This is a genomic window from Microcoleus sp. FACHB-831, assembly GCF_014695585.1.
GTDB lineage: Bacteria > Cyanobacteriota > Cyanobacteriia > Cyanobacteriales > FACHB-T130 > FACHB-831.
In genome coordinates, this window is the sequence record NZ_JACJON010000013.1 from 1 (window position 1) to 26,026 (window position 26,026).

Genomic DNA, 26,026 nt, shown 5'->3' on the forward strand with positions numbered 1-26,026 from the left:
TCTCGCTCAAAGTTCCCGTCTAAAAAGCCATTTCATAGGGGAACTGGAACTCAATGTGAACATCTTAACTTCTCCATTCTCAACACTGCTTAGAGCTTAACCGAGAAGTATTGATATCTGCCCTGCCTGGATTATACTCTTATTGCTTTTCGATTTTCGTTTAAGTCCCGTTAATTAACCTAGAGTACACTAGAGTACACAAAACTCTAAGTATGACAAGTGCTATAAACAATTTAAAAAAGATTGAACAATGGATTGGATTTTGCGATCGCAAAATCCAATCCCCTGTTTTTATTAACCAAGAAGTATTGCTTCAAGTTGCTTTTTATAGCTAATACTAATTCCTGGATGTGTATCAAGCATTTAGAAAAACATTACAATCAATATGATTAGTAATCAGAAACTAAATTGAGTGCGTAAATTCCCCACGTAAATGGTTGGATTACTGTCGAAATTGTTCGCATTCCCAATCAGATAAAAGGCCGGAACGAGCGCAATATTATTGGTTATAGGGTAGTGGTAAGTAAGCTCAAATTCGTACTGAGTACCACCATCTCCACCGCCAGCAACCAAGAACCGACGACCACTTAAAACATCAAAAGGCACTAAAAATGATAGGGTTGCCAGTGCCCCCTGCTTACCTAAATCAGGGAAGCCTAGCCCAAACTGGAACGATTGAGAATTAATGTTACCTCCCGCTCGCCCAGGTGTGGATGGATCGATCTCTGTGCTGGCATAGGAATAACGCCCGAAGATACCAAATTTGGAAGTAATTAGCCAGTCAAAGTTGACTCCAAAAGCATTCACCGTGGCAGGTTTAATTCGCCCCCCTTGACCATCATCCGCCACCCCATAAATGGGTTCTGCGCTCACCACGCCACCATTGTTATCGAGGGTGTTATGAGAATAGATCAGTCTGATATTCGCTGTTGAACTCGGTTTGTAAGTTAACTCAGCCGTGATGGTGTTGGTACCACTAAATAAGCCCTTACTTGGGTTAGATGAAGTGTTAAATCCAAAAGCAGCCGGTAAAAATTCATTATTCTCACCCAGATAACCTACGTGCAAATCGAACTGTTTGCTGAGATTAATTAGGGCAACCACTCCAGAACCACGATCGATTGGGTCATGAACAGTAGTGCCATTAGAGTTGAAAGTGCTACCACCTGTTAGGAAGAAGGTAAAGGCGTTGTTATCAAAAAAACGATGCCAGTTCACGCGGGGGCCAACAACCAACTGCACTTGTTTACTAACAGGAAATTGGTAGAACAAATCATGGATAACTACCTCAGCAAACCCGTTATTGGGTCCAGCCGTCTGATCGAGAAACGGAGTACCAAAGGTATTGAAAAGCCCTGCCGAAGCGAACTGGTTAGCGGGAGATAGGCCATTACCCGCCGCCAACTGAGTTACCAATAGATCTTTGCCCGTAAAGGAGGTGTTGAAGGTTAACCAGGTTAGACCACTCATGGTAATGTTTGGGTTCTCCACCTCCTGAACCAAGGGTCTACCATCTGCTCCTCGTCCAGCGAATCTAACATCAGGAGAGGCTGCATTGATTGCCTCCACTTTGACATTACGACCAGCAGTGGCTCCAGTCATGTCAAACCACGCTAGACCACTCAGCTTAGTCGTCGCAGAAAACTGATGGTCTTCTAAAAAGGCCACACGACCGTCTAACTTATCAACCCGTGTCCCCAAGCTAGCCAGTTCAGTTTTAAAATCCTCTGTCAGTCGTTGCAAGGTTTCTAAATCCTGGCGAGTCACGAACCCGTCTCCACCAGTTGTAATGATGCGCTCAATTTGTTGAAGACAGGCGTTTAAACCTGCTGCAAATTCATAACGGCTGCTTGAACGATTACCCCGGAAGGTGCCGTCTGGGTAGCCAGCAATACAACCATAGCGTTCAACCAGCGATCGCAACGCCTCAAATGCCCAGTCTCCGGGTGAAACATCCCTTAGTTGCGTCACGTTGCTGACTTGTGACATAGGAGTGTTCGGATCGCCGTCTCCGTCCCCTGAAGAGAGTTCAGCTACAGACGGAACCTCTAATGTCGGTATCTCAGCGAATGATTCGACAGGATTGGCCTGAGATATTGTTGGAGGAGGTATTGAGACGGTGTCTTGGACTAGATTGGGATTAATTTCTCTGGTGTGCGATGTCAACTCAGCGATAGAGGTGACTTTATTAACCTCACATTCTGCATTTAGCCGTTCATCCGCCAGAGAATTAATTCTCTGGCTCATAGAGCAAGTCCTCTCAAGAGGACTAAATCCTGACTCTACATCGATTCCAGTCCACCCAAGAGGACTTGAGCTATTATCCTGGAACTTAACTTCAGGGGGGGCTTGGTCAGTTACAGCCAAGGAGGGAACATCAGTGGGAGTCTCTAATGAAAATGGTGACGGGGGTACTTTTGCGATCGCTTCCTTGCTGGGAACCTGATTAGCCCTCGCCTGCAAGGGTAAACCGTGAACCATCACACTCGAAACTAACAGAGACATCCAGAACGTTGCTGAAGCAGAAACCCTAGCTTTCTGGGTATTTGCATCCTTCATCATTATTCCTCACACCTATTTTTTGAAAATAAAGACAGGAGTCTAACAAATCTGCCATAAGGTAGATGTAATGTTAGGCACCAGTTATCAAAAGCACTATTCTTGTTGTCATCATCTAATGACAAGCTCTAAGATCAAGCGTTTGAGATAAAGCCTAAGACTTCCACTTTTCCAGCGCTTGGAGAACGTTTGCCGTTGATGCCGTCCAACCCACAATGCCGGCTTGAGCAACAATCATGTCTAGCGTGGATTGTTTAAATTCTGGAAAGTAACTTTCGGTGGCATCTTCAACTAATAGACATTCAAATCCTCGGTCGTTTGCCTCTCGCATAGTGGTTTGAACGCAAACTTCAGTCGTTACCCCCGTAACCAGTAGGTGAGTAATTCCCTGTTCGTGCAGAAGAGACTCCAGGTTGGTGTTGTAGAATGCACCCTTTCCGGGTTTGGTAATCACTGTCTCATTCGGGAGGGGTTGCAGTTCAGGAATAATCGCATTTCCCGATTCACCGAGGACTAAAATCCGTCCCATCGGGCCAACATCACCAATTTTTAACTCACCCCGTCCCCGATGCCGCTTCGATGGCGGACAATCGGATAAGTCCGGTTGATGTCCTTCAATGGTGTGAAAAATTGGAAGTTTATCAGCTCGAAAGGCTTCCAACAACTGCTTGAGAGTCGGGACAATGGCTCTGAGTCGCGTCACATCATTACCCAAAGCATCACCAAAGCCCCCTGATTCTAAAAAGTCTCGCTGCATATCGATAATCAGCAGCGCTAACCCTCCATTAGCAGGAAGTTCGTAATCGTAAGGTTGAGCAGAGATTAAAACCATTGGAGAAAATAGGTAGGAGTCAGGAGTAGGGGCGGTGCCCCTGTGCCCGCCCAGAATTCAGTTGTAGGTTGGGTTGGAGTTATCCCAATTTCCTTTTCAGACGCTACACTTCGACCTCCTCCCCCCCTAATTCCCCTTACTCAGGGGGACGTTAGAAACGCGGGGGGAGCAAGAAAAGTATCTGTAGTCAGCATTGAGGAAATTGGTATTACTGAACCCAACATTGATTGATCGATATCAACTCTTGTTCCGAAGCAAGACAGGTTTTTCCCAAATGGCAAGAACGATACAGCCTGCTTGACTAATCACGTTATGGTGAGTGTTCGGTGGGTTAATCACCAGAGTTCCAGCTTGGTGTTCGCCATTCTCATCGGTTTGTGAACCCGACAGGACAAAGATGTGTTCAAAACCCGTATGAACGTGCATCGGAACACTTGCCCCTGGCTTGTAGCGAAGTAGCGCGGCTGCCCCTCCCTCGCCATCTTTATAAAGTCGATAGATATCAACTCCAGGATGAAACGGTTCCCAAGACAGCTCATCCTGTCGTGTAGCGATGTCGAGTAAGTCTTTGAGGATTAAAACTCGTTGCATTAGTGTCCTGCCATGCGTTGACCAATCGTGGCAAAGTCAGCATCTGCGATGGCACTTTCGTAAACAAAGCGCCCTTCACTCATCACCAAAATCCGGTCAGCCAGTTTTAAGAGTTCATCCAAGTCTTCACTCACCAGCAGTACCGCTACACCTCGGTTTCGTGACTCAACAATAGACCCATGAATATACTCCACAGCCGCAAAATCCAAACCAAAGCAGGGATTCGCCGCAATCAGGAGATTAATGCGATCGCCCGATAATTCCCGCGCCAACACCGCACGTTGCACATTTCCCCCAGAAAGATTGCCGATGGGTGTGTCGGGTGAGGGCGTTTTAATCTTGAACGTGTTAATCAAACCTTGAGCCATCTGTCGCATCGCCTTGAAGACGAGTAACACGCCCCCTTTCGCTTGGGGAGGACGGTCAAACGTCCGCAAGGCAAGGTTTTCTGCCACACTCATGTGAGGTACGCAGGCATTGCGGAGGGGTTCTTCCGGTAGCGAGAAAACTTGATGCCGATACATCTCGGCTCGTGTTGCGGTATAAACTTCTCCATTAACCCACACTTGCCCAGACGTAGCAGGACGTTGTCCGGCTAAGACTTCCACCAGTTCCCTCTGTCCATTGCCGGAAATCCCAGCAATTCCTACAATTTCGCCACTGTTTACCGTCAGGTTTATATCATTAATGGCTTCAACGCCATTCTCTTTGTCAGCGTGAAGGTTCTGCACCTGAAGCACGGGTTTGGGGTTGAGAAGTGCTGTTTTTTCCACCCGTTGCGGTTCGCGCCTCTCACCCATCATCATCTCAGCCATGTCTGAGACAGTGAGATTTTTTACCAATCCGTGACCTGCAAACTTGCCCTTACGCAATACAGTAATTTCATCGCAAAATGCCATCACTTCGCGGAATTTGTGGCTAATGATTAATACACTTAACTTTCCCGCCGTAACTTCCTCACGCAGTAATCCTAAGACTTCATCCGCTTCTTGAGGAGTTAGCACAGATGTAGGTTCATCTAATATTAGAATGCGGACTTTAAGATAGATCTGCTTGAGTATTTCTAGCTTCTGCTTCTGTCCAGCCGCTAATTGAGCAATGGGGATGTCCAGTGGAACTTGAAAAGGCGCAGTTTGCATGAAGGCTCGTAAGCGAACATACTCCTCTTTCCAATTAATTAAATTGGGACTCTCAAACTGAGAAAGCACCAAATTTTCAGCAACAGTCATAGCAGGCACCGAAGTAAAGTGCTGGTAAACCATGCCGATACCGTACTTATGAGCATCACGGGGACTTTCAATATTCCGAGTTTGTTTATCAATCAGAACTTCGCCAGAAGTGGGTGTATGGAAACCCATGATGCACTTAACCAGAGTACTTTTACCCGCTCCATTCTCACCCAGCAAAGCATGAAACGTTCCCGGTTTCAGATGCAGTGAAACATTATCCAGAGCCGTAAAAGTACCAAATTGCTTAGTCATCTTTACCACCTCCAGTTCAGGTGGCTTCGTTAGCTCGACAGTAGTTCTTGCTGTTGCAGTACTCATAAAATTAGGAGTCAGGAATTAGAAATCAGAAATTACAGAAAAGAAGATAAATTCTCCCTCTTACACCATTTCACTTTTAGTGCGCTACACATTGACCCCCCCAACCTCCTCACTAAAGCTCCGGCTTATTAAGGGGGGAGCAAGAATAGTATTTGTAGCAAGCATTTCATAAATTTGTATTACCTCCTCTGTGCCCTCCGTGCCTCTGTGGTTGGTTAAAAAAAGACCTTGCTAAAGAGACGAAACAGAACACTCGACCTTCTGTTGGTTGGATTCCATACTCTCCCCTTGAATCGCTTCAATAAACGCCGCAGAATCAGCAACAGCGCCAAACACCCCCCCTTGCATTTTGATCATCTTCAGTGCCGCCAAGTAATTGCCATAATCCGTTGCCGCCGTACAATCAGATAGCATCAAACACTCATACCCTCGGTCATTCGCATCCCGCATGGTCGTATGAACGCAGACATCCGTAGTCACCCCAGTCAGGATGATGTTCTGAATACCCTTGCGTTTGAGCAACAAATCGAGGTCTGTAGCATAAAATGACCCTTTTCCGGGCTTATCGATAATGGCTTCTCCAGGTAGGGGAGCGAGTTCCGGGATAATTTCCCACCCTCGCTCACCTCGTACCAAAATCTTGCCACAAGGGCCGGGGTCGCCAATCCCTGCTCCAAGCTGACGCGATCGCCATTGCTTATTTTCTGGTAAATCAGATAAATCGGGGCGATGTCCCTCACGGGTATGCATCACATGGAATCCCTTCTCCCGTGCTGCTGCCAGGACTTTGCGAATGGGTTCAATCGGAGCACGAGTTAAAGATAAGTCATATCCCATCTTGTCCACATAGCCACCAATACCACAGAAATCAATTTGCATATCGATAATCAGCAGCACCGTATTTTCTGGACGCAAATCCCCGTTATAAGGATAGGGATAGGGGTCAGCATCAACAAAATGTCCCATGTTTTAACCTCCCTAAGTACTGGATACGCGGTTGTTCAGCGCTTCCATGTAGGCACGCCAACCGCCCCATTGAGTAATTTCGGACTTGTTTTCGCAGCAAATGGGTTCGCCTAAAACTCCCAGAACGACTTCACCATCACTAAGACGGACTTTACCGATGCACAATCCGGCTGGTTCTTGTAGCAAAATTGTGCCAAGACTCGCGGTAGGGACTGCCCAAACTTCAACGGCGATCGCAACTCCCCCTTCTCGAACTCGCAACATGGCTGGATAGCGGTCATTAATCGACCACAAGCGATAGATGGGTTCTGTCGTCGCTTCTCGTACAAATGTTGCTCCAACTATTAACAGATTGCCGTTTAGTTCCAAGCCTCGCATCAACGTCCCATTCACTGCAAGATTTAAAGTTTCTGGCATCGAAATTGTTAATTTCTAGTAGTACACCACTGTGAATTCAAAATTTTGTTTAAATTTTGAATTTAATTACTAGCCCCCAAAGCCCCTGGTGCGCCGCTTACAGTGCGTTTAGGAGAGCAGGTAATAATCATGATTAACAGTGTTAAAACATAGGGCGCAGCATTAAATAGGTAATAACCCTGAGTGATACCCACAGATTGCAACGCGGGACCAAGTGATTGTGCTCCACCAAATAATAAGGAGGCATACAGACACTGCATCGGTTGCCAGTGGGCGAAAATTACGAGGGCAACAGCCATCAGTCCTTGACCACTGGAGATACGTTCGCTCCAGATACCGGGATAGTAGAGAGATAGGGAAGCACCCCCAATTCCAGCTAAAAAGCTTCCGCCAATAATGCACAGCATCCGCACTTTTTTGATAGAAACTCCCATCGCTCTAGCCGCATCGGGGCTATCACCAACGGCACGGATAAACAGACCCCAACGAGTTGATTTGAAAAACCACATCATTAACGGTGCAAGGGCAACACCGAGTAGGAAAAGTGGACTGATTTTCAAAGCAGATTGTAGCGCCGGGAGACTACTCCAACCCCCCAAATCTAAGGTCGGTAATGCTGGGGCTTTGGGTTGGATAAAGGGCTTCCCTAAGAAAAAGGCAAGACCACTTCCAAAGATAATCATGGCAATGCCAACAGCAACATCGTTAACTCTGGGTTGCTGAGTGAGCCAAGCATGAATGAAACCCAAAACCATCCCAGACAATCCAGCCGCGATCACCCCCAACCAAGGCGAACCCGTCAGGTAAGAAACTGCATAGGCAGTCATGGCTCCCATGAGCAACGTTCCTTCCAATCCCAAGTTGATTTTGCCGCTTTTTTCCGTCAGGCATTCTCCCAAGCTGACAAACAGAAACGGCGTACCCCCGCGCATAGTTCCTGCTGCGATCGCTAAAGGAACTCCCAACCAGCCCAATGCTTCTGTTGCCATTAAATTCCTCCTTTTTGTCTGTGAATATAGTTGCAGTTTTGCAGGTTGAAGGTTAGCAAGCTATACCAATTGGCTTTTCCAATGTCACATTTGGAATCCCCCCAGCCCCCCGATGTTTTGGGAGGAGCAATTAGAAAATAAGTATCGAACTCAAACCCAATTGGTATTACTAGTTAGAACTTTTCAACGTTCAACATTCCAACGTTCAACCCATTTAGACGGTTGCTGTTGCTGGAGAGCCAATAACTTCTGACCGCTCTTTGAAGATGGGAAAACGTCCGTAGAGCGATTCACTATACATAACGACTAAGAAAACCAACCCTTGAAACACGAGAACAGTGGCATCTGGTAGGTTGTGCACCCGCTGCAAGATACCGCCACTGGCAAGGATACCGCCGACTAAAACTGCAACTAGGGTGGCAGCAAGCGGGTTATGTCGGGCAATAAACGCCACTAAAATACCGCTGTAGCCATAGTTAGCATTGAGAGATTCATTGGCTCGACCCTGCACGGCGGCAACTTCCACCATGCCTGCTAATCCCGCACAAGAGCCAGCAAGGAAACAAATTGCCATGGTTAGCTTACCGACAGGAAGTCCAGCAATTCGAGCGGCTCGAATATTGCCCCCAGCGGTACGTGCGGCGAAGCCAAAGGTTGTGCGCTGGATCAGGAAGTAGGCAATCACACAGGCAATCAACCCATAAATCAAACCGTAGTGAACGCGGGTACCGGGAATTTTCCCCAGCATATCAACATCAGGAATGGGGTAGGTGGAGGGCTTATTGAGAGACGTGGGGTCTTTCATCGGTCCGCTCACCAGATGGTTCAGCAGCGCGATCGCAATATAATTCAACAACAAACTACTAATGGTTTCGTTCACGCCCCGGTAATGACGTAACGCTCCTACTGCGCCAATCCACACACCACCACAGATGATTCCTGCCAGTGCCATCCCGATTTGCACAACGGTAGGGGGTGCGCCTTGCAGAGCTAATCCTGCCGCTACAGCCCCGATGCCACCCACAACCAGTGCACCCTCGTTACCAATGATGATCAAACCCAAGCGGGCAGGGAGTGCTGTACATAAAGCCGTTAACATCAAGGGAGCTGCCCGAATCAGCGTGTTCTGAAACGATCGCCAATTGCCAAACGCGGCCTTATAAATCGAAGCATAAACCGCAAAGGGATTTGCCCCCGCCAAAGCACAGAAAATTCCAAAGAGTATCAAGGAAAAAAGGAGAGCGGCGATCGGGATGCAAATCGATTCTAATGTTTTACGCCACCTAGAACTATTAAACATCATAAACTTGTGACTCTATGAGCATAGTTATGGACAACAAACGAATGATCCATGACTAATGACTAACTACCCACTTTTCCAACTACGCCTGCAACCAACCAATTCATCTTTTCTAGTTCGCTATCCTGCTGTTTTAAATCCTTGCCAACTGGAATAATGACTTTGCCTGCGTTATCTTGCAGTCCCCCTTTGTAAACCACCATGCTGCCGTCTATAAACTTGGCTTTCGCTGCATCAGCCAGTTTTTTCGTCTCATCATTGACGGCTGGCCCATAGGCGGACAACTTCAAAAATCCCTCCTTAAAACCCCCACGAACTAAGTGTGGAATGCCTCCATTCATCAAGGTTTTGCCAGCGCGAATCATTTCCGCATATTTAGAATAAACATTCGTCCAATCCCACTCTGCACCCGTAAGATATCCTTTAGGTGCTAGCACGGCTTGATTGGCGTGGTAGCCAGTCGTAGAAATGCCGCGTTTTTCAGCGGTTTCAACAATCACTTTGGGACTGTCTACATGACAGGTGATTACATCGACCCCTTGGTCAGCCATACTATTAGCCGCTTCTGCCTCTTTAACAGGCAACGACCAATCTCCTGTGAAGATGACCTGAGTAGAAACTTTTGGGTTAACGCTGCGTGCCCCCAAAGTAAAGCTGTTGATATTACGGAGTACCTGGGGAATGGGTTTGGCAGCAATGAACCCTAATTTGCTACTCTTGGAAGCTTTGGCGGCAACAATGCCAGCTAGATACTCAGCCTCATCAATGAAACCAAAGTAACTACCAACATTTTTCGGGTGTTTCCCTTCTTGATACAGCCCACCGCAGTGGACAAATTGAACCTCCGGGTATTCTTGGGCAAGTTTTAGGACATGGGGGTCAAAGTAGCCGAAAGAGGTGGGAAATATAACCGTAGCTCCATCTTGTTCGATCATGTTCCGCATCGCTTCTTGTACGTCTGTCGTTTCCGGAACATTGGCTTGCTCTACGCTTTTGACCCAGGTTAATTTGGAAACCCCAGCTTTCCCCTCGGCGTGGGCTTGGTTATAGCCATAATCATCTTTGGGTCCCACGTAAATGAATCCCATCACAATCGGCTTACCTGCGCCACCCGAACTGGCTTGACTTCCGGTTGATGAACTGCAACCCGTCCCAAATTTCGAGGCCACCCCAAAGGCTGTGGTGGCTAAAAGTCCACGAACAACTTGACGACGGGATAAGTGAAAAGACTTACTAATACTCACTCGTTATGATTCCCCTTGCGAAAGGATGTAGAGGTGTAGCGGCATCGCCATTTTTGCCCTCCTCACTAACGCTTGACTGTGGTTTCGGTCAGTTCTTGCGTTAAACAGAGATTAACAGGATGGAAGCAGTTCTAGGGTTCTAAAAGGTGCGAAAAAGGTGCGAGGAAAGTTCGCAGAATGTCACTAAATTGACAGTGGACAAATTTAAAAAACTGTAGTATCCGATCCTACCCATTACAGAAACCTTTTCAGCATAGGGTTTTGGCTTGTGTTGGTTGGTGTTAAGAAGTGAGTGAAACGAAATCGTGATGTGTTTATCTGCTGCCAGATCGTTTAACTGGGCTTTTTGAGCCATGAATCCTGAACAAGCACTGACAATTGTTGAGCAAGCTTTAAGTGAAGACCGTTTAAGCAAACTGCAACTGACGGTATTTCGTCATGCTTGGGAAGAGCAGTCTTATCAAGCGATCGCGAAAACCTCTGGCTATGAGTTGGGTTATGTTAAGCAGACGGGTTCCCAGTTATGGCAATTACTCTCCAAAGCATTTGGAGAAAAGGTCACTAAAAGTAATGTTCAACTGGTTTTGCAGCGAAAAGCGAGGGAAAAAGGTCAGGAGTTAAGAGTCGTAGGGGCGAATCCTGACTCTCCCTTACAGGGGTTAAGAATAACCAAAAACCAACAACACCTAATCCAAAATCCAAAATCTAAAATCCAAAATCGCAGGGATTGGGGAGATGCTCCAGATGTATGCGTGTTTTACGGACGGCGTGAAGAACTGGTAACCCTGGAACAGTGGATTATTCAAGATGACTGCCGACTGATTGGTTTGTTTGGTATGGGTGGCATTGGCAAAACCTCTTTATCTGTGAAGTTAGCCAAACAAATTCAGGATGAGTTTGAGTGTGTCATTTGGCGCAGTCTTCGCAATGCGCCACCCCTTCAGGAACTCCTAGCAGATTTAATTCAATTCTTAGCAATCAAACAGGATACGACACTACCCGATACTCTCAATGGTCGTATTTTGTATTTGTTGGACTGCTTACGTCAACATCGTTGTTTGCTCGTCTTTGATAATGTCGAGACTATCATGCAACCTGGCGATCGCAGTGGAAGTTATCTAGCTGGGTATGAAGGCTATGGTCAGTTATTGAAATGTTTGGGGGAAACTGACCATCAAAGTACTCTGATGCTGACCAGTCGAGAAAAACCTAAAGAAATTGCTGCGCTCGAAGGGAATTCTTTACCCATTCGCTCAATGCGATTAACTGGGTTGTGCAAGAGTGCCGTACAGAATATTTTCAGCGTCAAGGGCGATTTTGCTGGTTCAGTTGAGGAATGGAGGGTGTTAGTTGAACATTATGCAGGTAATCCTCTCGCTTTGAAAATGGTCGCTTGTGCAATCAAGGATTTCTTTGAGGGCAGTATCGCCAATTTCCTCGAATGTTTGCAACAGGGTACTTTAGTTTTTGGAGATGTTCGAGATTTATTAGCCCACCAAATCGAGCGCTTATCGAATTTAGAGCAACAGGTGATGTATTGGTTGGCAATTAACCGAGAACCTGTAAGGTTGTCAGAATTACGATCAGATTTTGTCCCTCAAGTATCACTCGCCAATTTACTCGAAGCATTATCGTCTTTAGAAAGGCGCTGTTTGCTCGATAAGGCTACACCTACCCTAATTGAACAGAACCGAAATTGTTTCACCCTACAACCTGTCGTCATGGAGTATATGACTGACCGATTGATTGAACGGGTTTGTTCAGAACTTAGGAGATTTGTAGGAGCGACGCATGGGTTGCCCATACAGGAATCGGGGCTTTGCCTGTTCAAAACTCATCCGCTGATGAAAGCTCAAACCAAAGACTATATTCGAGAAACCCAAATTCGTCTCATTCTCAAACCCGTTGCAGACAAGTTACTCAATTCCAGCAGTAAGGAGCAACTGGAAGACCAATTCCGGCAAATTCTCTCAGAAGTGCGAAGCAAATCGTCCCAGGAAACAGGCTATATTGGCGGGAATGTTTTGAACCTTCTTTGCCAACTTTCCTCCGATCTAAGCGGTTGGGATTTTTCCTATCTTACGGTTTGGCAAGCTTACCTGGAGCGAGTCAATCTTCATCAGGTTAATTTTGCTCACGCGAATCTAGCGAAGTCAGTATTTACAGATACGCTTAGTCAAATCTTATCGGTTGCCTTTAGTCCCAATGGTCAGCTATTGGCAACTGGGGATGTGAATCATGAAATTCATGTGTGGCAAGTTGAGACGGGCAAACAACTGTTAAATTGCAAAGTAGATGAAGGCTGGGTTTGGTCTGTTGCGTTTAGTCCTGATGGTCGTTTTCTCGCTAGCAGTGCTAACCGAACGGTTAACCTTTGGGATGTGCAAACTGGGGAATGCATCAAGCAGTTCCAAGGATATAGTGATCGCGTATTTTCCCTAGCCTTTAGTCCCGATGGTCGTCTCCTCGCCAGTGGCAGCGAAGACCGTTGGGTAAGGGTTTGGGATATTAAAACGGGTCAACTTTTCCAGATTTTGCCAGGACACACGGACGAAGTTCGCTCTGTTGCCTTTGCTCCGCAATACTCTGCAAGAAGAACACAGAAAAATCTTTTCTCTCCAAATCCAAAATCCAAAATCCAAAATCCAAAATCGGAATACCTCCTTGCCAGCGGCAGTTATGACGGTACGGTAAGATTGTGGGACATTCATCAGGGTGAATGTTTGAGGATTCTAGAGGAACACAGCGACCGAGTTTGGTCAGTCGCTTTCAGTCCGGATGGGAAAACCCTCGCCAGTAGCAGCAGCGATCGCACCGTAAAATTGTGGGAGGCTAGCAGTGGGAAATGCCTCAAATCTTTACGCGGACACTCCCAGCCAATCCGAAGCGTTGCCTTTAGTCCGGATGGAAAAACCCTCGCCAGTGGTAGTGATGACCATTCTATCCGTCTTTGGAACCAGCATACGGGTGAATGCCTGAGAGTGCTTCTTGGGCATACGAGTTGGGTTTCATCGGTCGCCTTTAGCCCTGTTAGCAAAGCGGTAGCGACTTTAGGCGCGTCTGATTATTTATTAGCCAGTGGCAGTGAAGACCAATCCGTGCGGTTATGGGAGACGCGTACTAACCTCTGTCTAAAAACCATACAAGGACATAGTAATGGAGTGTGGTCGGTCGCGTTCAGTCCTCAAGGGACTACTCTCGCGAGTGGGAGTCAAGATGGTGTAATTAGGTTTTGGAATAGCAAGACAGGGAAATGTATTAGAGAATTCTTTGCACACAGCAGTTGGATTTGGTCTGTAACATTTAGCCCCAATAGTCAACTTCTTGCCAGTGGCAGTGAAGATCAAACGATCCAATTATGGGATATTCTAAGCGGGCAACGTCTGAAAACGCTGATAGGACATAAGGACGCGGTTTTTTCCGTCCTCTTTAGTCCTGATGGCCAAACCCTTTTGAGTGGGAGTCTCGACGGCACGATCAAAGTTTGGGATATTTGTACAGGTGAATGCCGTAAAACCTTGCAAGGACATCGCGGTGGCATCTGGTCGATTAGCTTGAGTCCGGATGGGAAGCTCCTCGCCAGTGGTAGCCAAGACCAAACAATCAAGCTATGGGATGTGGAGACAGGTTACTGTATCAACACCTTGCAGGGGCATAGGAGTTGGATACGCGCTTGTGCCATTAGTCCCGATCGACAAATTCTGGTTAGTGGTAGTGCAGATGGCACGATTAAGCTTTGGCAGACCAACACCGGAGAATGTTACTACACATTACAGGCGCACGCAGGGCCAGTGTTGTCAGTTGCTTTCGACCCCGAGGAGCAAACCTTTGCCAGTAGCGGTGTGGATGGGTTAGTAAAACTTTGGAATATCTCGTCTTTGCCAAACTGCCAAATTTTGCACGGGCATGATAAATGGGTGCGGTTCCTCGCTTACAGTCCTGATGCCAAAATTCTGGCAAGCTGTAGTCAAGATGAAACGATTAAGCTATGGAAGGTCAAGCCGGACTCTTCTGGGATATCCTTGTCTCACTCCTCAACCTCAGTTACGCCTAGGGCGTACCACACCACTTGGATGAGTACGTCTATCTCTTCCGAAAACCCGATTCTTCAAGTTCCCCTTTGGATGATGCCAACAGAGAGTAAGTATCAGCTTTGGTTGACACCGCACAAAAGGACAATTGGCAGAAGACAACCTCAAAACTCTCAAAATTATATGGATGTATGTATCAAAACAATACGGATTCCTAGACCCTATGAACGGATGAATATTACTGATGTGGCTGGTTTGACAGCCGCTCAGAAATCCACATTGAAGATGCTAGGGGCGGTTGATTGCATGGACTGAACCTAGTTGACTGACAAAAGAGGGCAACGGAAGGCTCAAGCCCAATAGCTATAAGGAATGCCGACGATGAAGTAATATGAAATTCGAGTGCAGAATCCTGATGTTGAACGTTGGTGGAAGATTGTTTGTAGTAACCAGGGTAAGCGTATCTAATTTTGTATTGAAAAGAGATTTTAGATTATTTGTGAGTTGAATGATGGATTCGGGAGCCATGGGGTAGGCTACACGCTGATTTTCTTCCCAGTATCCCAGAAGCAAGCATTTTGGGGATTACTTTTAATGCCTTGATAGCATTGATAAGCTTTAACTGATACTTTAAAAAGGTTAAGTAATTTAGTTAGCAGCTATTGCTGAAATTTAGCTGCCATACTTTAAACCCTAATGAAAACCGGCTTGCTTCTTCATATCGTTTTTATTCATATAACCAATGCTTTTACCACCCCAACTTCGATACCTTTGAGATTGAATTTGAATGGGTTCCTCAAAATCTTTTCTTCCTTGTTCCAGTTGCTTTAATCCTTGATAAGCTAAACCCCGGTGTACTAATGAGTAGGTAGAATTTTTTTGCCTGGAGCTTTACTATTAAGGCTAATTTATTTAAAGTTTTGACCTTGCTATTCACTCAAATACACTTTGTATTTGTTTGCTTTACTCACAAGGCTGGTAGCTAAATATTTAATAACTTAATTTATGCTTAGACACGCTACTACAAGAGCTGCTAGTGATGCCGGATCCCTTCAAACTGCGAGTTTTCAGACATTTCGATGATTAAAACTTGTTACAGCCCGATGGTGTGGGTGGTAAATTAAAAACGGTATATTGCCTACAGTTGTAAATTTCACTACTAATTTTATAACGAAATGCCTTAATAATGTGAGCCATAGACGGATAGAATATGGCTAAAGGGGCTTCTGTATGTATCTGACTAAGAAAAAAGTGACGATTATTGCATTGACAGGTGCATTCAGTTTTTCAACCATTTTTGCTCCTGCTTTAGTAACTGTATTAAGTTTTACAAAAATTAATGTAGCGAACGCTGCTAATCGACCAACTACTATGTCTATGAATGGCATGGTAACGACACCTCACTACTTAGCTTCTCAAGCCGCTTTAGACATACTCAGGCAGGGTGGAAATGCTGTAGATGCTGCGATTGCGGCTGCATCAACATTGGCAGTAGTTTACCCGCATATGAATAGTATTGGAGGAGATAATTTTTGGTTAATTTATAATTCTAAAACTCGCGAATTGAAAGCCTTAAATGCCAGCGGTAGAGCCGGTGAAAAGGCAACAATTGACTTTTATAAAGCTAAAGGTTATACAAAAATTCCCTCTAGAGGTTATTTGGCAGCAAATACCGTACCTGGAGCGATTTCTGGTTGGGGAGAAGCCTATAAATATGCTCAACAAACTATGGGTAATAATCTACCTTGGAGTAAGCTGCTTGATTCTGCCGTTAGCTATGGAGAAAATGGCTTTCCCGTAACTCCTAGTCAGGAGTATTGGACTAAAACGAATATTGATGAGAAGGACAAAGAATTCCGCAATATTCAACGCTTCCAAGGCTTCAAGCAGACCTATCTCAAGTCAAATGGTGAGTCTTACAAAGCTGGTGAAGTCTTTAAACAGCCACAGCTTGCTAAAACCCTGAAGGCAATTTCTGAAAAAGGGGCTGCTGAATTTTACAAGGGTGAAATCGCTGAAAATATCATCAAAGACTTAGAAGCTAACGGAGGTATTCTAACTCTAGAAGACTTTGCCTCACACACGGCTGATTGGGTTAAGCCGATTTCAGCAGACTACCGTAAATACAAAGCCTACAATTTTCCACCCAATACACAGGGAATGGCTTCTCTGTCGATTCTCAACATCCTCAACAATTTTGACTTGAAGAAGATGGGGGAAGGAACAGTAGATTACTACCATACGTTAGTAGAAGCAACAAAACTCGCTTTCGCGGACAGAGATAAGTATCTCAGCGACCCAGCCTTCGTTAATATTCCTTTGAATACGCTTCTGTCCAAAGAGCATGGTAGCGATTTAGCGGCACGCATCAATATGAGAGTTGCTGTTAAAGAAGCTAAACTACTCGACCCAAAAGGAGATACTGTCTGGCTGGGAGTGGTTGATAAAGATGGCAATGCTGTATCTTTAATTCAAAGCATATACCATGACTATGGCTCGGGAATTGTTGCTGCAAATACGGGAGTTCTGCTACAAAATCGAGGGAGTTTCTTTTCTCTAGATCCAAAGCACGTTAACCATTTAGAACCCCGCAAGCGAACCTTTCATACTTTGAATCCGGCAATGCTATTTCAGGATGGGAAACCCTATTTGGTCTACGGAACAATGGGGGGAGAAGGACAGCCACAAACCCAAGCTGCCCTTGTAACTCGGATTGTAGACTTCGGATTTAGTGTCCAAGATGCGATTGAAGCACCGCGCTGGCTGCAAGGTCGTACTTGGGGAGCCTCATCTAATGACCTCAAAATTGAAGGGCGAGTGCCGCCCGCTGTAATCAAAAAATTAATTGAAAGAGGCCATCCAGTCAAGGTAATGGAGGGTTATACGGATACAATGGGACACGCAGGTGCAATTCTTATCGAGCCAGCAACTAATATTAAATTTGGTGGTGCCGATCCACGCGGAGATGGGGCTGCTGTAGGGTATTAAGGAATTATGCCCAAAGGGCAGAGACGCTTGTTTGCCAGCAGATTAATATAAGTGCGGCGAACGTGTGCGTTTAAACCTTTGGCTTCCTAGCGCGATCGCGCTAGGGGGTAGTCCTGCATAGTAATGCTAATCAAGTTTTTCATTCTCTAGATAAACTACCGTTATATTCATGGATAAAATACCAAATAGCTCCTATCCCTCTTATGTCACTCTCCGAAAACATTTGCCATTTCTGAACTCTAGAGCCTTTGTATACGAAGCGATCGCCAGATTTTTTTCTAACAACAAATACAGCCGCCAAGTTTTTCTAATAGGATAGCTTGTATTGATTGGTTGACAAGGCTTCTGGCGATTGCTTCTCCGGAGAGTGACAGAAAAGGGATATCACAATTTAACACAGATTCAGATAGCGCCATTTTTCTCTGAATCTGAGGCTAATTCCTGTTCTGAGGCTGAGGACTCCCAACGGGTTTATAAACTTCAAGCACAACTGGAACCCGATGCTGGTGTCATTGCTAAACAGTTCAGGGGGCGACCAAGCCGCTAGAGCGGCTGTTCTATAAGGTTTATAGCTCTCAAACCTCGTTGATAAAATGACTTTTTATTGGCAATAAGACTGAGCATTTCCTCTACCCATAACTGACAGGACTGGAAAGCAACTAACCAAGTTTCTCCATATAAACCAATCCAAAAGCTACTATGTCTTCGTCGGGTTCTATCTTTTTCTTTTTGACGACAAACATATTGATGTTGTCCCTGTAGTTGAGTTCTTTTGCCTTGCAACCATGCGCTCGTCATTGCTAAAGCTATTAAAAGTATTAAATTAATTAATCGAGCAGGCGAAGCTTGGGAATCTTCGAGATTATATCCTCCAGTTTTACAATCCTTGAACATTGCTTAATAGCCATAACGTTGTTTATAGATATGAATAGCACTTTTTAAATCTGTTAGGTTAGTTAACAAATACCAAGGCTCTTTTTCTTGCTTACCTTTATACTTCCGCTTCCAATAAGCAGCCAAATTAAAACGATTAAAGCCTTTCTTTTGAGTTAAACTAATATGGGGGTAAAATATCCGAATGCCTGGTTGAATAGGAATACTGCTTAACGGTTGAAACTTTTGCCTTTTTTCTCGAAAAGTTGTGTCACATTTTTGACTTGTACAAAGCTAACGTGCTGGCGTTGCAACCATTGTGCTAGTTCGATGCTGTGAAACTCTCTATCTCCTACGATGACTAATTGATATTTGTTTAATAGCCGAATTACCGGACGTAATACTTGTTTTTGCTCTGCCAGGTTGCAGGCTCCCTTTTTGTCTAGCAATGTCCAAAATATGGGAAAAGCTCTTTTTTGATGAACGGCGCTAACCATTAAAACATTATTTGATTGCCATTGGGTTCTATCCAGTGCGATAATTAGTTGAGTTCCGGCTTTGATTTGACGCTCAATAATCTCTCTAACTAAGGGAAACCATAGCGCCAGTATACTTAATGAACCCAAAGATAAAAAACGTTGAACATGACGGCGACGACTATTTTCTAATATGGGTAATGGCAGATTAGCTGCCAATCTTTCTATTCGTACCGTTTTCTGGGATTGTAACAACCATACCAGCATTTTTAAGGTAATTAATTGCGCTGGCTTGAGATATTTTTCCAGGTATTTTTGATAAAATGATGGCAACATTTTTGCTCTGGTCTTGTATTCATAGCGAGACCGTTCCTTTTTATCACAACTTGATAGTTTTTTCTCTATTTAAAGTCTGTTGTCAATAAGCAGACGATTTTTTGCTTGGCGCTAAAGCGCCAAAACCTTTGAACACCCAAGTTCAGGGGGCGACAAGCGCCCCCTGAACAGACCCTGATGAGAAATCATAGGGCTATTGTGCAACGCTCTCTGGAGGCGGTTTTCTGGGCTTACGGCTGGGAACTAGAAAGAAAAACTCCCTCGGATAGTCCGGGGGAGTTTTTTTGTGCGCGATCGCGTATTTCGCCTCTACGCTTTTAATTACTTTATGGAAACACTTTGTTTTAATAAAAATGTTTCCATAAAGTTACCTTTTTTGCATTATCGGGGAGCGATCGCGAAGAAAATTTAGTCAAGCAACCAAGTATTAGTGGCAAAATCAACAGGCTCTTTAGGGAGAGGTGGAGCGTAATTTGGCAATTTCCCCGGTGATTTCCTGTACCCTGATGGTTGGATGTCTGACCTTTCTTTTTTCACAGCATTGGCTTCTTTGGCAGCATTGGCTTCTTTGGCACCATAGGCTTCTTTGGCACCATTGGCTTCTGCAATGAGCTTAGAGTTAGCTTCTGCAAGTTGCACGGCTGCTTTTTTTACTTGCTCAAGCTCTGCCTTGAGAGGTTTTGCTTGCTCAAGCTCTTTCTGAAGCTTCTTTACAAAAGTTTTTTGCTCATCCAACTCCGAGCGCAAGTCTGCAATTTGTTGCTGTAACAAGCTTTCCTTTTGGCTTCCTTGTTCGAGGGCAGCTTTCAACTCCGTTACAGTTGCTTCTAACTCAGCCTTAGTGGGGCTTTTGCTACTAGCAGTAGGTTTTTCGGTTGCATTTATTGGTAATTCGTTAGCTGGTTCAGCATCTTCTTCTAGAACTTCCTGGGCGACGACTTCTATAACAGGCGTACCATCTGAATCTGGTAAGTTTTGTGCTTCTTGGTGTATTAAGTCTGAGATACGTTTTTTAGCCATTATTGCCTCCAATCACGCTGTAATTCATCAGCCACGCGGCGGTAGTCTGCCTCAGCCTCCCGCGCATTCTTACCTCGCATATGAGTAACGGGAACACCATCAAGAGCCGCTCGTTCGTGGGCTTTGTAGGCACGAATAAACGCATGACAGGCGGGTATTCCTAACTCCATGAGCGTGTTTTGCGCCTCCAGTGCTTCCCCCAGACTCCGCGAATCAACCTTAGTCAGAAGCACCCGATGGGGGGTTCCTACGGGGGTGACGGCTTCGCGTACTGTCTCAATGAGGACAGCCAGATCCATCGGCGCACATGGCGTGGGCAAAACCAGATAATCAGCGATCGCCACTACCGCCGCTAATGCTTCGGATCGGAGCGCCGGAGGCGTATCTACCACTACTAAATCGTAACCTTCTATCTTGCGTAAACGACCTAAAAGTTTTGGATCTGTCTCTTTAGCTAGATCGAAGGGCATTTCACCCCGCGAAGCCCACCAAGACAAACTACCTTGACTATCTGCATCTACAGCTAAAACTTTGTATTTTTGTGAAAATATAGCCGATAATCCCATAGCTGTTGTGGTTTTCCCAACTCCACCTTTTCCATTAGTCACAACAACTATTTTTGGTGACGATGACATTTAAAATCTTCCTCTAAATTGCTGACGATGACAAAAATATACAGCTTTACGCGAACCGCGAGGGGTGGACGGCGATCGCAGGTATGGTATCTTTGGCGCGGTTAGCCAAAAAAATAGGCTGGCTCTAAGCCAGCCTATTTTTAGAAGAGATTAATTAGAACGTTCTTAAACCTAGAACCCTCCAGTTATCCCGCTTATTCCAGATACAGCTATTGCACCTGCGATCGCAGAAGCTGCAACAGATGTCAAAGCCGTCCCAAATATCCACCACGCAGCTGTAGCAGCAGATTTGCGAGTTTCTTCGGCTTGCTTCTTAGCGTTGCGCTTGATATCTTTGATGCGTTGTTTAGCTTGCTCTTGGAGGCGTTCTGCTCGGTTCATCACGCTATCACGCGCCGCTTCAATTTGGTCGATGATGCGGTTAGCATCAGCTTCAGAAATATCCTTGCGAGAACTGAGAACGGCGACTAAAGTATCGCGATCGAAATGGCTCAGACGCTCTTTTAATGCCTCGCCTCCTGCTTGGGGATCGTCAAACAGTTTGCGGAAGTCGCGCTTGATACCTTCATAGTTGAGTTCGGGACGCTCAAGCGAGTTGAGGTAGTTTTCAATGGTAGCATTAATGCTATCATTCACCGATTTAACGCGGTTCTTAACGTTCTCAACTTGTTCAACTAATTGGTTGCGAACAGATTCTATTTGATCTGCAATGTGATTGGCTTCCTCTTCGCTGATATCTTCACGTTGCGATAGGAACGATACCAAAGTAGAACGATCGAATTGCTTCAGGCGATCGCCCAAACTACCAAACCCAGCTCGCGGATCTTTGAACAACAATTGCAGATCGCGTTTGATGGCGTCTGGATTGAGTTCTTCTTTGTTTGTATTCCGCAAATAGCTTTCCAGATTTGCTTGCAAATCCTGTACCTTATCTTTAGCACGACTTGCCAAGCGGCGGGGTGCTTTGATAACGCTGCTAATATTCTCCTGGACGGAATCGACAATCTTATTGACTTGTTCTTCGCTCAAGTCTTGGCGTTGACTTAACAGTTTCACCAAAGTTTCGCGATCTACTTGAGAGAGCCGCTGTCTTAGCGCCAACGCGCCTTCTTTGGGGTCGTCAAATAGTTTAGCGAAATCGCGCTGAATGCCTTCTGGATTGAGTTCTTCCAGGTTGGTATTCCGCAGATACTCACCAATTGTCGTCGTAACTTTTTCGTACTGTTCCTTAGCTTTATCCGCAACTTGTTGCGGCGCTTGCATGATGTTATCGCGGACTGATTCAATCTGAGAGATTGTTTGATTAATCTGTTCCTCACTCAAATCGCCGCGTGCAGTTAGCAGTTGCACTAAGGTATCGCGATCTACTTGAGATAGGCGATCGCGCAACACTGTTAATCCGGCTTGAGGATCGTCTATGAGGGTTTGAAAATCGCGCTTAATACCTTCGGGATTCAGTTCTTCTTTGTTGGTATCGCGCAGATAAGCTTCTACTTTTTGCCGCAGTTCTTGTGTTTTGGATTTGGCTTGTTCTTGGAGTTCCTGAGCCTGCGACAAGACGCGATCGCGGGTTTCCTCTAGCTTACCAATCAGTTGATCTGCTTCTTCTGGGCTAAAGTCTTCGCGCTGTCCTAGCACTTGCACCAAGCTATCGCGGTCAAATTGAGATATGCGATCGCGCAAGGCTTCAAACCCAGCTTCCCGATCTTCCAAAAGTGTTTTAAAATCGCGCTCGATCCCTTCTGGATTGAGTTCCTCTTTCCCAGTCGAACGCAAGTAATTTTCAATTCGGCTGCGTAAATCTTGCGATTTTTCTTGAGATTCTGCACCACCGACAGTTTCCAAAATCTCTGTGCGAATACCTTCTAACTGATCGGCAATTTCATTCACCCGCTCTTCAGAAAAATCACCCCGCTTGTTAAGCAATTGCACGAAAGAATCGCGATTCACTTGCTCTAATAGCGGTCGAACGAAGCCTGGTGCAGCTTCAGGATCGTAGATAACATCTTTGAATTCCTGCTTGATAGTTTCGCGGTTCAAGTGCCAAGGTTGCGAATTTTGCAGGTAATTTTCTACATCTGACAAAATGGGGTTAGACTGTAGCGAAGGCAAATTCTCGACAACTTTACTGCCCAGTTGTTTCAGCTGACCGGAAACTTTTTCAACATCTACATCTGAGAGATTTACATTCTTCAGCGCCGATCCCACCAAGGCAGTAGTACCGTACTGCATTGCCCGTTCCATCAGTCCAGGCTGCTTGTCGCGTTCGCCGGATTCTCCCCTTGTTTCATCTAGCTGCTTGCCTAAGCTAGCGATGATTTCTTGTGGTTGAGCAGCGTCTACATTATCGCGCCCTTCAGCCATTACTTGCTGCGGTTGCTTATTAACTACTTGCTTCCACGCGCCTTCTAGTTGATCGACAACACGATCGATATCTTGTTTCGAGAAATCTGTGCGGCGGCTAACTAAATCAACAAAAGTTTGACGGTTAATGTTGCTGAGAATATCGCTGCCAGCGAGAGCTTTTACATCTGGCTCGTTGAGTAACTTTTCAAAGTTACCGCGAATATCTTTTAGGTCTAATTTCGGCAGTTGCAAATTGCCTACATAGTCCTCTACTGTATCCCGAATGCTGCTGGGGTCTAAACCAGAAGTCAATTCGCGACGAACTGCGGCGACCGATGCCTCTACGGTATTAACAATTTGGGCATTTGCAGCATTAGCGCCAAGGGCTGCGCCAGCTGTAGCCATAACACCTTGCATACCTGAAGTGGCGGTTTTGATTGCCGAACCAATGAACGAACCTACTGCATTAGAACCCGCCCACGCTAGCAACAAGAAGAAGGCTGACCAGATCGTTACGCCAATAATTGCGCCTAATCCTGGACTGCTAATTAGGCTAAGTTTTACGGCTAGAAAACAAGCGATGGACAAGGCTATGTTGACTGTAAATATAGTCCAAAGCCCGACTTTTGCTTCAATTTTGCGAACTTTCTTGCCCCAGGTGACAGACTCATCGTCATCATCAACATCAGCTTCTAATACATCATCTCCGGCTGAAATTCCGGCGGCAATTGATAAGTTGGTTAGTAGTAGTTGAAAGGCGAAAGCCATCACCACGCCCGCGACTAAGGCTACAAAAAATTGCGGGCCAGAAAAGATAAGTGCTGCTTCTTCTGGATTTATCTGGCTTTCTGGAAATTGTGCCATCCAGAATTGCTTGCTGGACAATTCCAGCGTAAATAACGCATTGTAAAACATGAGATCTTCCTCTTCAATGCTTAAATCAACACAAATGAGAGGCCGCGATTTGCCGATCGTATGGATGCGCGATCGCCAAGTTTTTTAGCCAAGCAATCTCTGCCAATGAGATTGTTGTACTTGGGTAGCATTTGGCTGGCGCTAAATTTGCAAATCGCCCTGACAGAAGCGTTGAACCGAACTTGGATATAATTACGAACTCGGTTCTATAATCTGTCTTGCTGTATACTTATTTTCTTAATTAAAGGCAGTAACTAAATCCCTCGAAAGTCTGAAAATAAAGCCCCTAGCAGAGCAAATCTCTCTAAAGATATATTCGTAAAACTTAATTTTTCGTCAACCTAAGTTGATGCTGGCGATCGCACCATGCAGTTAAGTTAGGCAATTTGCATATATACAAATTATTCGCCACTCCACATTGTTGCCATCTACTGCCTAACCAACAAGTACAGCGATGACAAGAATAATAAATAAAGACAATCAACAATAATAATTAAATCAAGGCAAGAGCGTTAGCCGAGCTTCACTACCGCTCCTGCCAAACCTGCTCAAAATACCGAAGGGGCGATGTTTGCAATCGCCCCGATATCTAACCGCCGCTACGCGATGCTGCTAGCGCAGCCGCTTTGCTACGCACTTTCCCTAAATAACTGGGTGCGATTTGCTTAGCGCAACGCTGAAGGGCGCGATCGCGCGATTGCTTAACTTAATAGCTGTGTTCGACAATCACTTTATCGTTCTCAGGCTCCGAAAACTTCTGATTTAGCGAAGCGTCGCGGATGACTTGCCACAGTGAAAGCAGTTCCTCACCCCTTAAATCGCTCGATAGGTATTTCTGAATAATTTGATCCAGTTCTTGCAAAGTGCTGGGAAGCGTAACCGAGCTGGTAACTTCTGACATAAGGCAACCTCGTGCAGACAGGATTGATGCGCGGTAAGACCGTACTACTCCCATTGTAATTAAATTTAAAATTAGACTGTATCAAAAGCAACAATTTTTAGTGATAATTAAGGATATACAGCATAAAAAAATTTTCGTCTGTAGCGATCGCTGCTATTCCTAGAGTGGTAGCTAATTGGCTGGCGATCGCAGACCCAAAACCCACAATTTTGGGCGGATCTGCGTTGCGTAATTAGTGCGCGTAGGACGAAGTACGAGCCGCAGGCATCGCCTTAATACGCTTGATACACTCAGGACTATCATTATTTCGCTTATTCACCAGCGTGCTAACAGCATAAACTGTCATCTCTTCTGCTAAATAAGGGCGCAACAAAGACTGCACGTAATCGGACTTTTGCACCTGGGGATCTAGCCACACATCGTAGTCTTTTGCATCAATAATCACAGGCATTCTGTCGTGGATGGGGCGCATTATTTCATTCGGTTCAGTAGTTAAAATAGTGCAAGACTGAATCTCTTCACCCTCTGCATCTTGCCAACGCTCCCACAACCCAGCAAAAGCAAAAGGTTCCCCATCTCGCACGCGGAAATAAAACGGCTGTTTCTTCTTTTCTTGTTGCTGCCATTCATAAAAACCATCAGTCAACACCAAACAACGCCGCTGCTTGAAAGCAGAGCGAAAAGATGGTTTTTCTGCCACTGTTTCGGCTCTGGCATTAATTAACCGCGCCCCCATTTTTGCATCTTTTGCCCAACTAGGAATTAACCCCCAATGCAACATCTTAAACTGCCTGTTTGCATCGTCCTTTGTCTGTAAAATTGTTGCTACTGGCTGCGTCGGCGCGATGTTATATCTTGGTGTCAGCGAAGCAACATTATCTACCTGAAACGCTTGGGCTATTTTCTTCGCTGTCTGACTCTGAGTAAATCTTCCACACATAGTTTTGTCCTCACTTACGCAAATTAAAATGCTTTTACCAACTTTTTAAATATGTTGGCCAATTTAAACACAAGATTTTTACCCCTTACTTAGCAACTAAAGAGGTTTTGGGTTGTTTTT

21 protein-coding genes are annotated in these 26,026 nt (G+C 45.3%); 5 read left to right on the top strand and 16 right to left on the bottom strand.

All coding sequences use genetic code 11. The annotated features are described in order from the left end of the window. Positions 1-396: 396 nt before the first annotated feature. Positions 397-2,562: an iron uptake porin gene (locus H6F77_RS01645; protein ID WP_242021827.1), complete on the bottom strand. Its 2,166-nt coding sequence runs from the start codon at positions 2,560-2,562 to the stop codon at positions 397-399. 151 nt (positions 2,563-2,713) lie between these two features. Further along, a complete protein-coding gene (locus H6F77_RS01650) occupies positions 2,714-3,391 on the bottom strand; it encodes a cysteine hydrolase family protein (RefSeq protein ID WP_190484723.1) in 678 nt (225 codons plus the stop codon). A 42-nt stretch (positions 3,392-3,433) separates the two neighbouring features. Between H6F77_RS01650 and H6F77_RS01655 the strand changes: the two genes are divergently transcribed. Then, complete coding sequence (locus H6F77_RS01655) at positions 3,434-3,622, top strand: hypothetical protein (RefSeq protein WP_190484725.1); 189 nt, start codon at positions 3,434-3,436, stop codon at positions 3,620-3,622. A 6-nt stretch (positions 3,623-3,628) separates the two neighbouring features. Here the strand turns inward: H6F77_RS01655 and H6F77_RS01660 are convergent, their stop codons facing one another. From H6F77_RS01660 to H6F77_RS01690, 7 genes are all read right to left on the bottom strand, one after another. Beyond that, the gene (locus H6F77_RS01660; protein WP_190484727.1) at positions 3,629-3,982 is read right to left on the bottom strand and encodes a cupin domain-containing protein; all 354 of its coding nucleotides are present in this window, start codon (positions 3,980-3,982) and stop codon (positions 3,629-3,631) included. Then, entirely contained in the window at positions 3,982-5,463 is a 1,482-nt protein-coding gene (locus H6F77_RS01665) for an ABC transporter ATP-binding protein (RefSeq protein ID WP_242021829.1), read from the bottom strand. Before H6F77_RS01665 ends, H6F77_RS01660 begins: the two co-directional genes overlap by 1 nt. 297 nt (positions 5,464-5,760) lie before the next feature. Continuing rightward, positions 5,761-6,495, bottom strand: coding sequence for a biuret amidohydrolase (gene biuH, locus H6F77_RS01670; RefSeq protein WP_190484730.1), 735 nt, complete (start codon positions 6,493-6,495; stop codon positions 5,761-5,763). Positions 6,496-6,507: 12 nt separating this feature from the next. Further along, entirely contained in the window at positions 6,508-6,912 is a 405-nt protein-coding gene (locus H6F77_RS01675) for an allophanate hydrolase-related protein (protein ID WP_190484732.1), read from the bottom strand. Positions 6,913-6,974: 62 nt separating this feature from the next. Beyond that, on the bottom strand, positions 6,975-7,901 hold the full coding sequence (locus tag H6F77_RS01680) for an ABC transporter permease (RefSeq protein WP_190484733.1): 927 nt from the start codon (positions 7,899-7,901) through the stop codon (positions 6,975-6,977). Between the two features lie 214 nt (positions 7,902-8,115). Further along, positions 8,116-9,204: an ABC transporter permease gene (locus H6F77_RS01685; protein WP_242021830.1), complete on the bottom strand. Its 1,089-nt coding sequence runs from the start codon at positions 9,202-9,204 to the stop codon at positions 8,116-8,118. 59 nt (positions 9,205-9,263) lie between these two features. Next, complete coding sequence (locus H6F77_RS01690; RefSeq protein WP_190484735.1) at positions 9,264-10,445, bottom strand: BMP family ABC transporter substrate-binding protein; 1,182 nt, start codon at positions 10,443-10,445, stop codon at positions 9,264-9,266. Between the two features lie 353 nt (positions 10,446-10,798). Between H6F77_RS01690 and H6F77_RS01695 the strand changes: the two genes are divergently transcribed. The 3 genes from H6F77_RS01695 to H6F77_RS01705 all read left to right on the top strand — a co-directional run bounded on the left by H6F77_RS01695 (position 10,799) and on the right by H6F77_RS01705 (position 18,011). Next, positions 10,799-14,791: a WD40 domain-containing protein gene (locus H6F77_RS01695; protein WP_190484737.1), complete on the top strand. Its 3,993-nt coding sequence runs from the start codon at positions 10,799-10,801 to the stop codon at positions 14,789-14,791. Positions 14,792-15,706: 915 nt separating this feature from the next. Further along, complete coding sequence (gene ggt / locus H6F77_RS01700) at positions 15,707-17,464, top strand: gamma-glutamyltransferase (protein ID WP_190484740.1); 1,758 nt, start codon at positions 15,707-15,709, stop codon at positions 17,462-17,464. A 367-nt stretch (positions 17,465-17,831) separates the two neighbouring features. After that, positions 17,832-18,011, top strand: a complete 180-nt coding sequence (locus H6F77_RS01705; RefSeq protein WP_190484742.1) for a hypothetical protein — start codon at positions 17,832-17,834, stop codon at positions 18,009-18,011. Here the strand turns inward: H6F77_RS01705 and H6F77_RS27325 are convergent. Both H6F77_RS27325 and H6F77_RS27330 read right to left on the bottom strand, forming a co-directional pair. Next, complete coding sequence (locus tag H6F77_RS27325; protein ID WP_199321131.1) at positions 18,008-18,358, bottom strand: hypothetical protein; 351 nt, start codon at positions 18,356-18,358, stop codon at positions 18,008-18,010. The two genes, H6F77_RS01705 and H6F77_RS27325, sit on opposite strands and share 4 nt — an antisense overlap. A gap of 209 nt (positions 18,359-18,567) precedes the next feature. Next, positions 18,568-19,149, bottom strand: coding sequence for a hypothetical protein (locus H6F77_RS27330; protein WP_199321132.1), 582 nt, complete (start codon positions 19,147-19,149; stop codon positions 18,568-18,570). A 177-nt stretch (positions 19,150-19,326) separates the two neighbouring features. On the opposite strand from H6F77_RS27330, the gene H6F77_RS01715 reads away from it, so the two are divergent. After that, positions 19,327-19,470, top strand: coding sequence for a hypothetical protein (locus tag H6F77_RS01715; protein ID WP_190484744.1), 144 nt, complete (start codon positions 19,327-19,329; stop codon positions 19,468-19,470). 87 nt (positions 19,471-19,557) lie between these two features. Here the strand turns inward: H6F77_RS01715 and H6F77_RS01720 are convergent, their stop codons facing one another. From H6F77_RS01720 to H6F77_RS01740, 5 genes are all read right to left on the bottom strand, one after another. Beyond that, positions 19,558-20,169 carry a coiled-coil domain-containing protein gene (locus H6F77_RS01720; RefSeq protein WP_190484746.1) on the bottom strand — a complete coding sequence of 204 codons (612 nt, stop codon included), beginning with the start codon at positions 20,167-20,169 and terminating at the stop codon, positions 19,558-19,560. Then, positions 20,169-20,804 carry a ParA family protein gene (locus H6F77_RS01725; protein WP_190484748.1) on the bottom strand — a complete coding sequence of 212 codons (636 nt, stop codon included), beginning with the start codon at positions 20,802-20,804 and terminating at the stop codon, positions 20,169-20,171. Before H6F77_RS01725 ends, H6F77_RS01720 begins: the two co-directional genes overlap by 1 nt. A gap of 171 nt (positions 20,805-20,975) precedes the next feature. Then, complete coding sequence (locus H6F77_RS01730; RefSeq protein WP_190484749.1) at positions 20,976-24,065, bottom strand: MFS transporter; 3,090 nt, start codon at positions 24,063-24,065, stop codon at positions 20,976-20,978. 706 nt (positions 24,066-24,771) lie between these two features. After that, on the bottom strand, positions 24,772-24,966 hold the full coding sequence (locus H6F77_RS01735) for a hypothetical protein (protein WP_190484750.1): 195 nt from the start codon (positions 24,964-24,966) through the stop codon (positions 24,772-24,774). Positions 24,967-25,198: 232 nt separating this feature from the next. Next, a complete protein-coding gene (locus H6F77_RS01740; RefSeq protein ID WP_190484752.1) occupies positions 25,199-25,906 on the bottom strand; it encodes an SOS response-associated peptidase in 708 nt (235 codons plus the stop codon). Between the last annotated feature and the right edge of the window lie 120 nt (positions 25,907-26,026).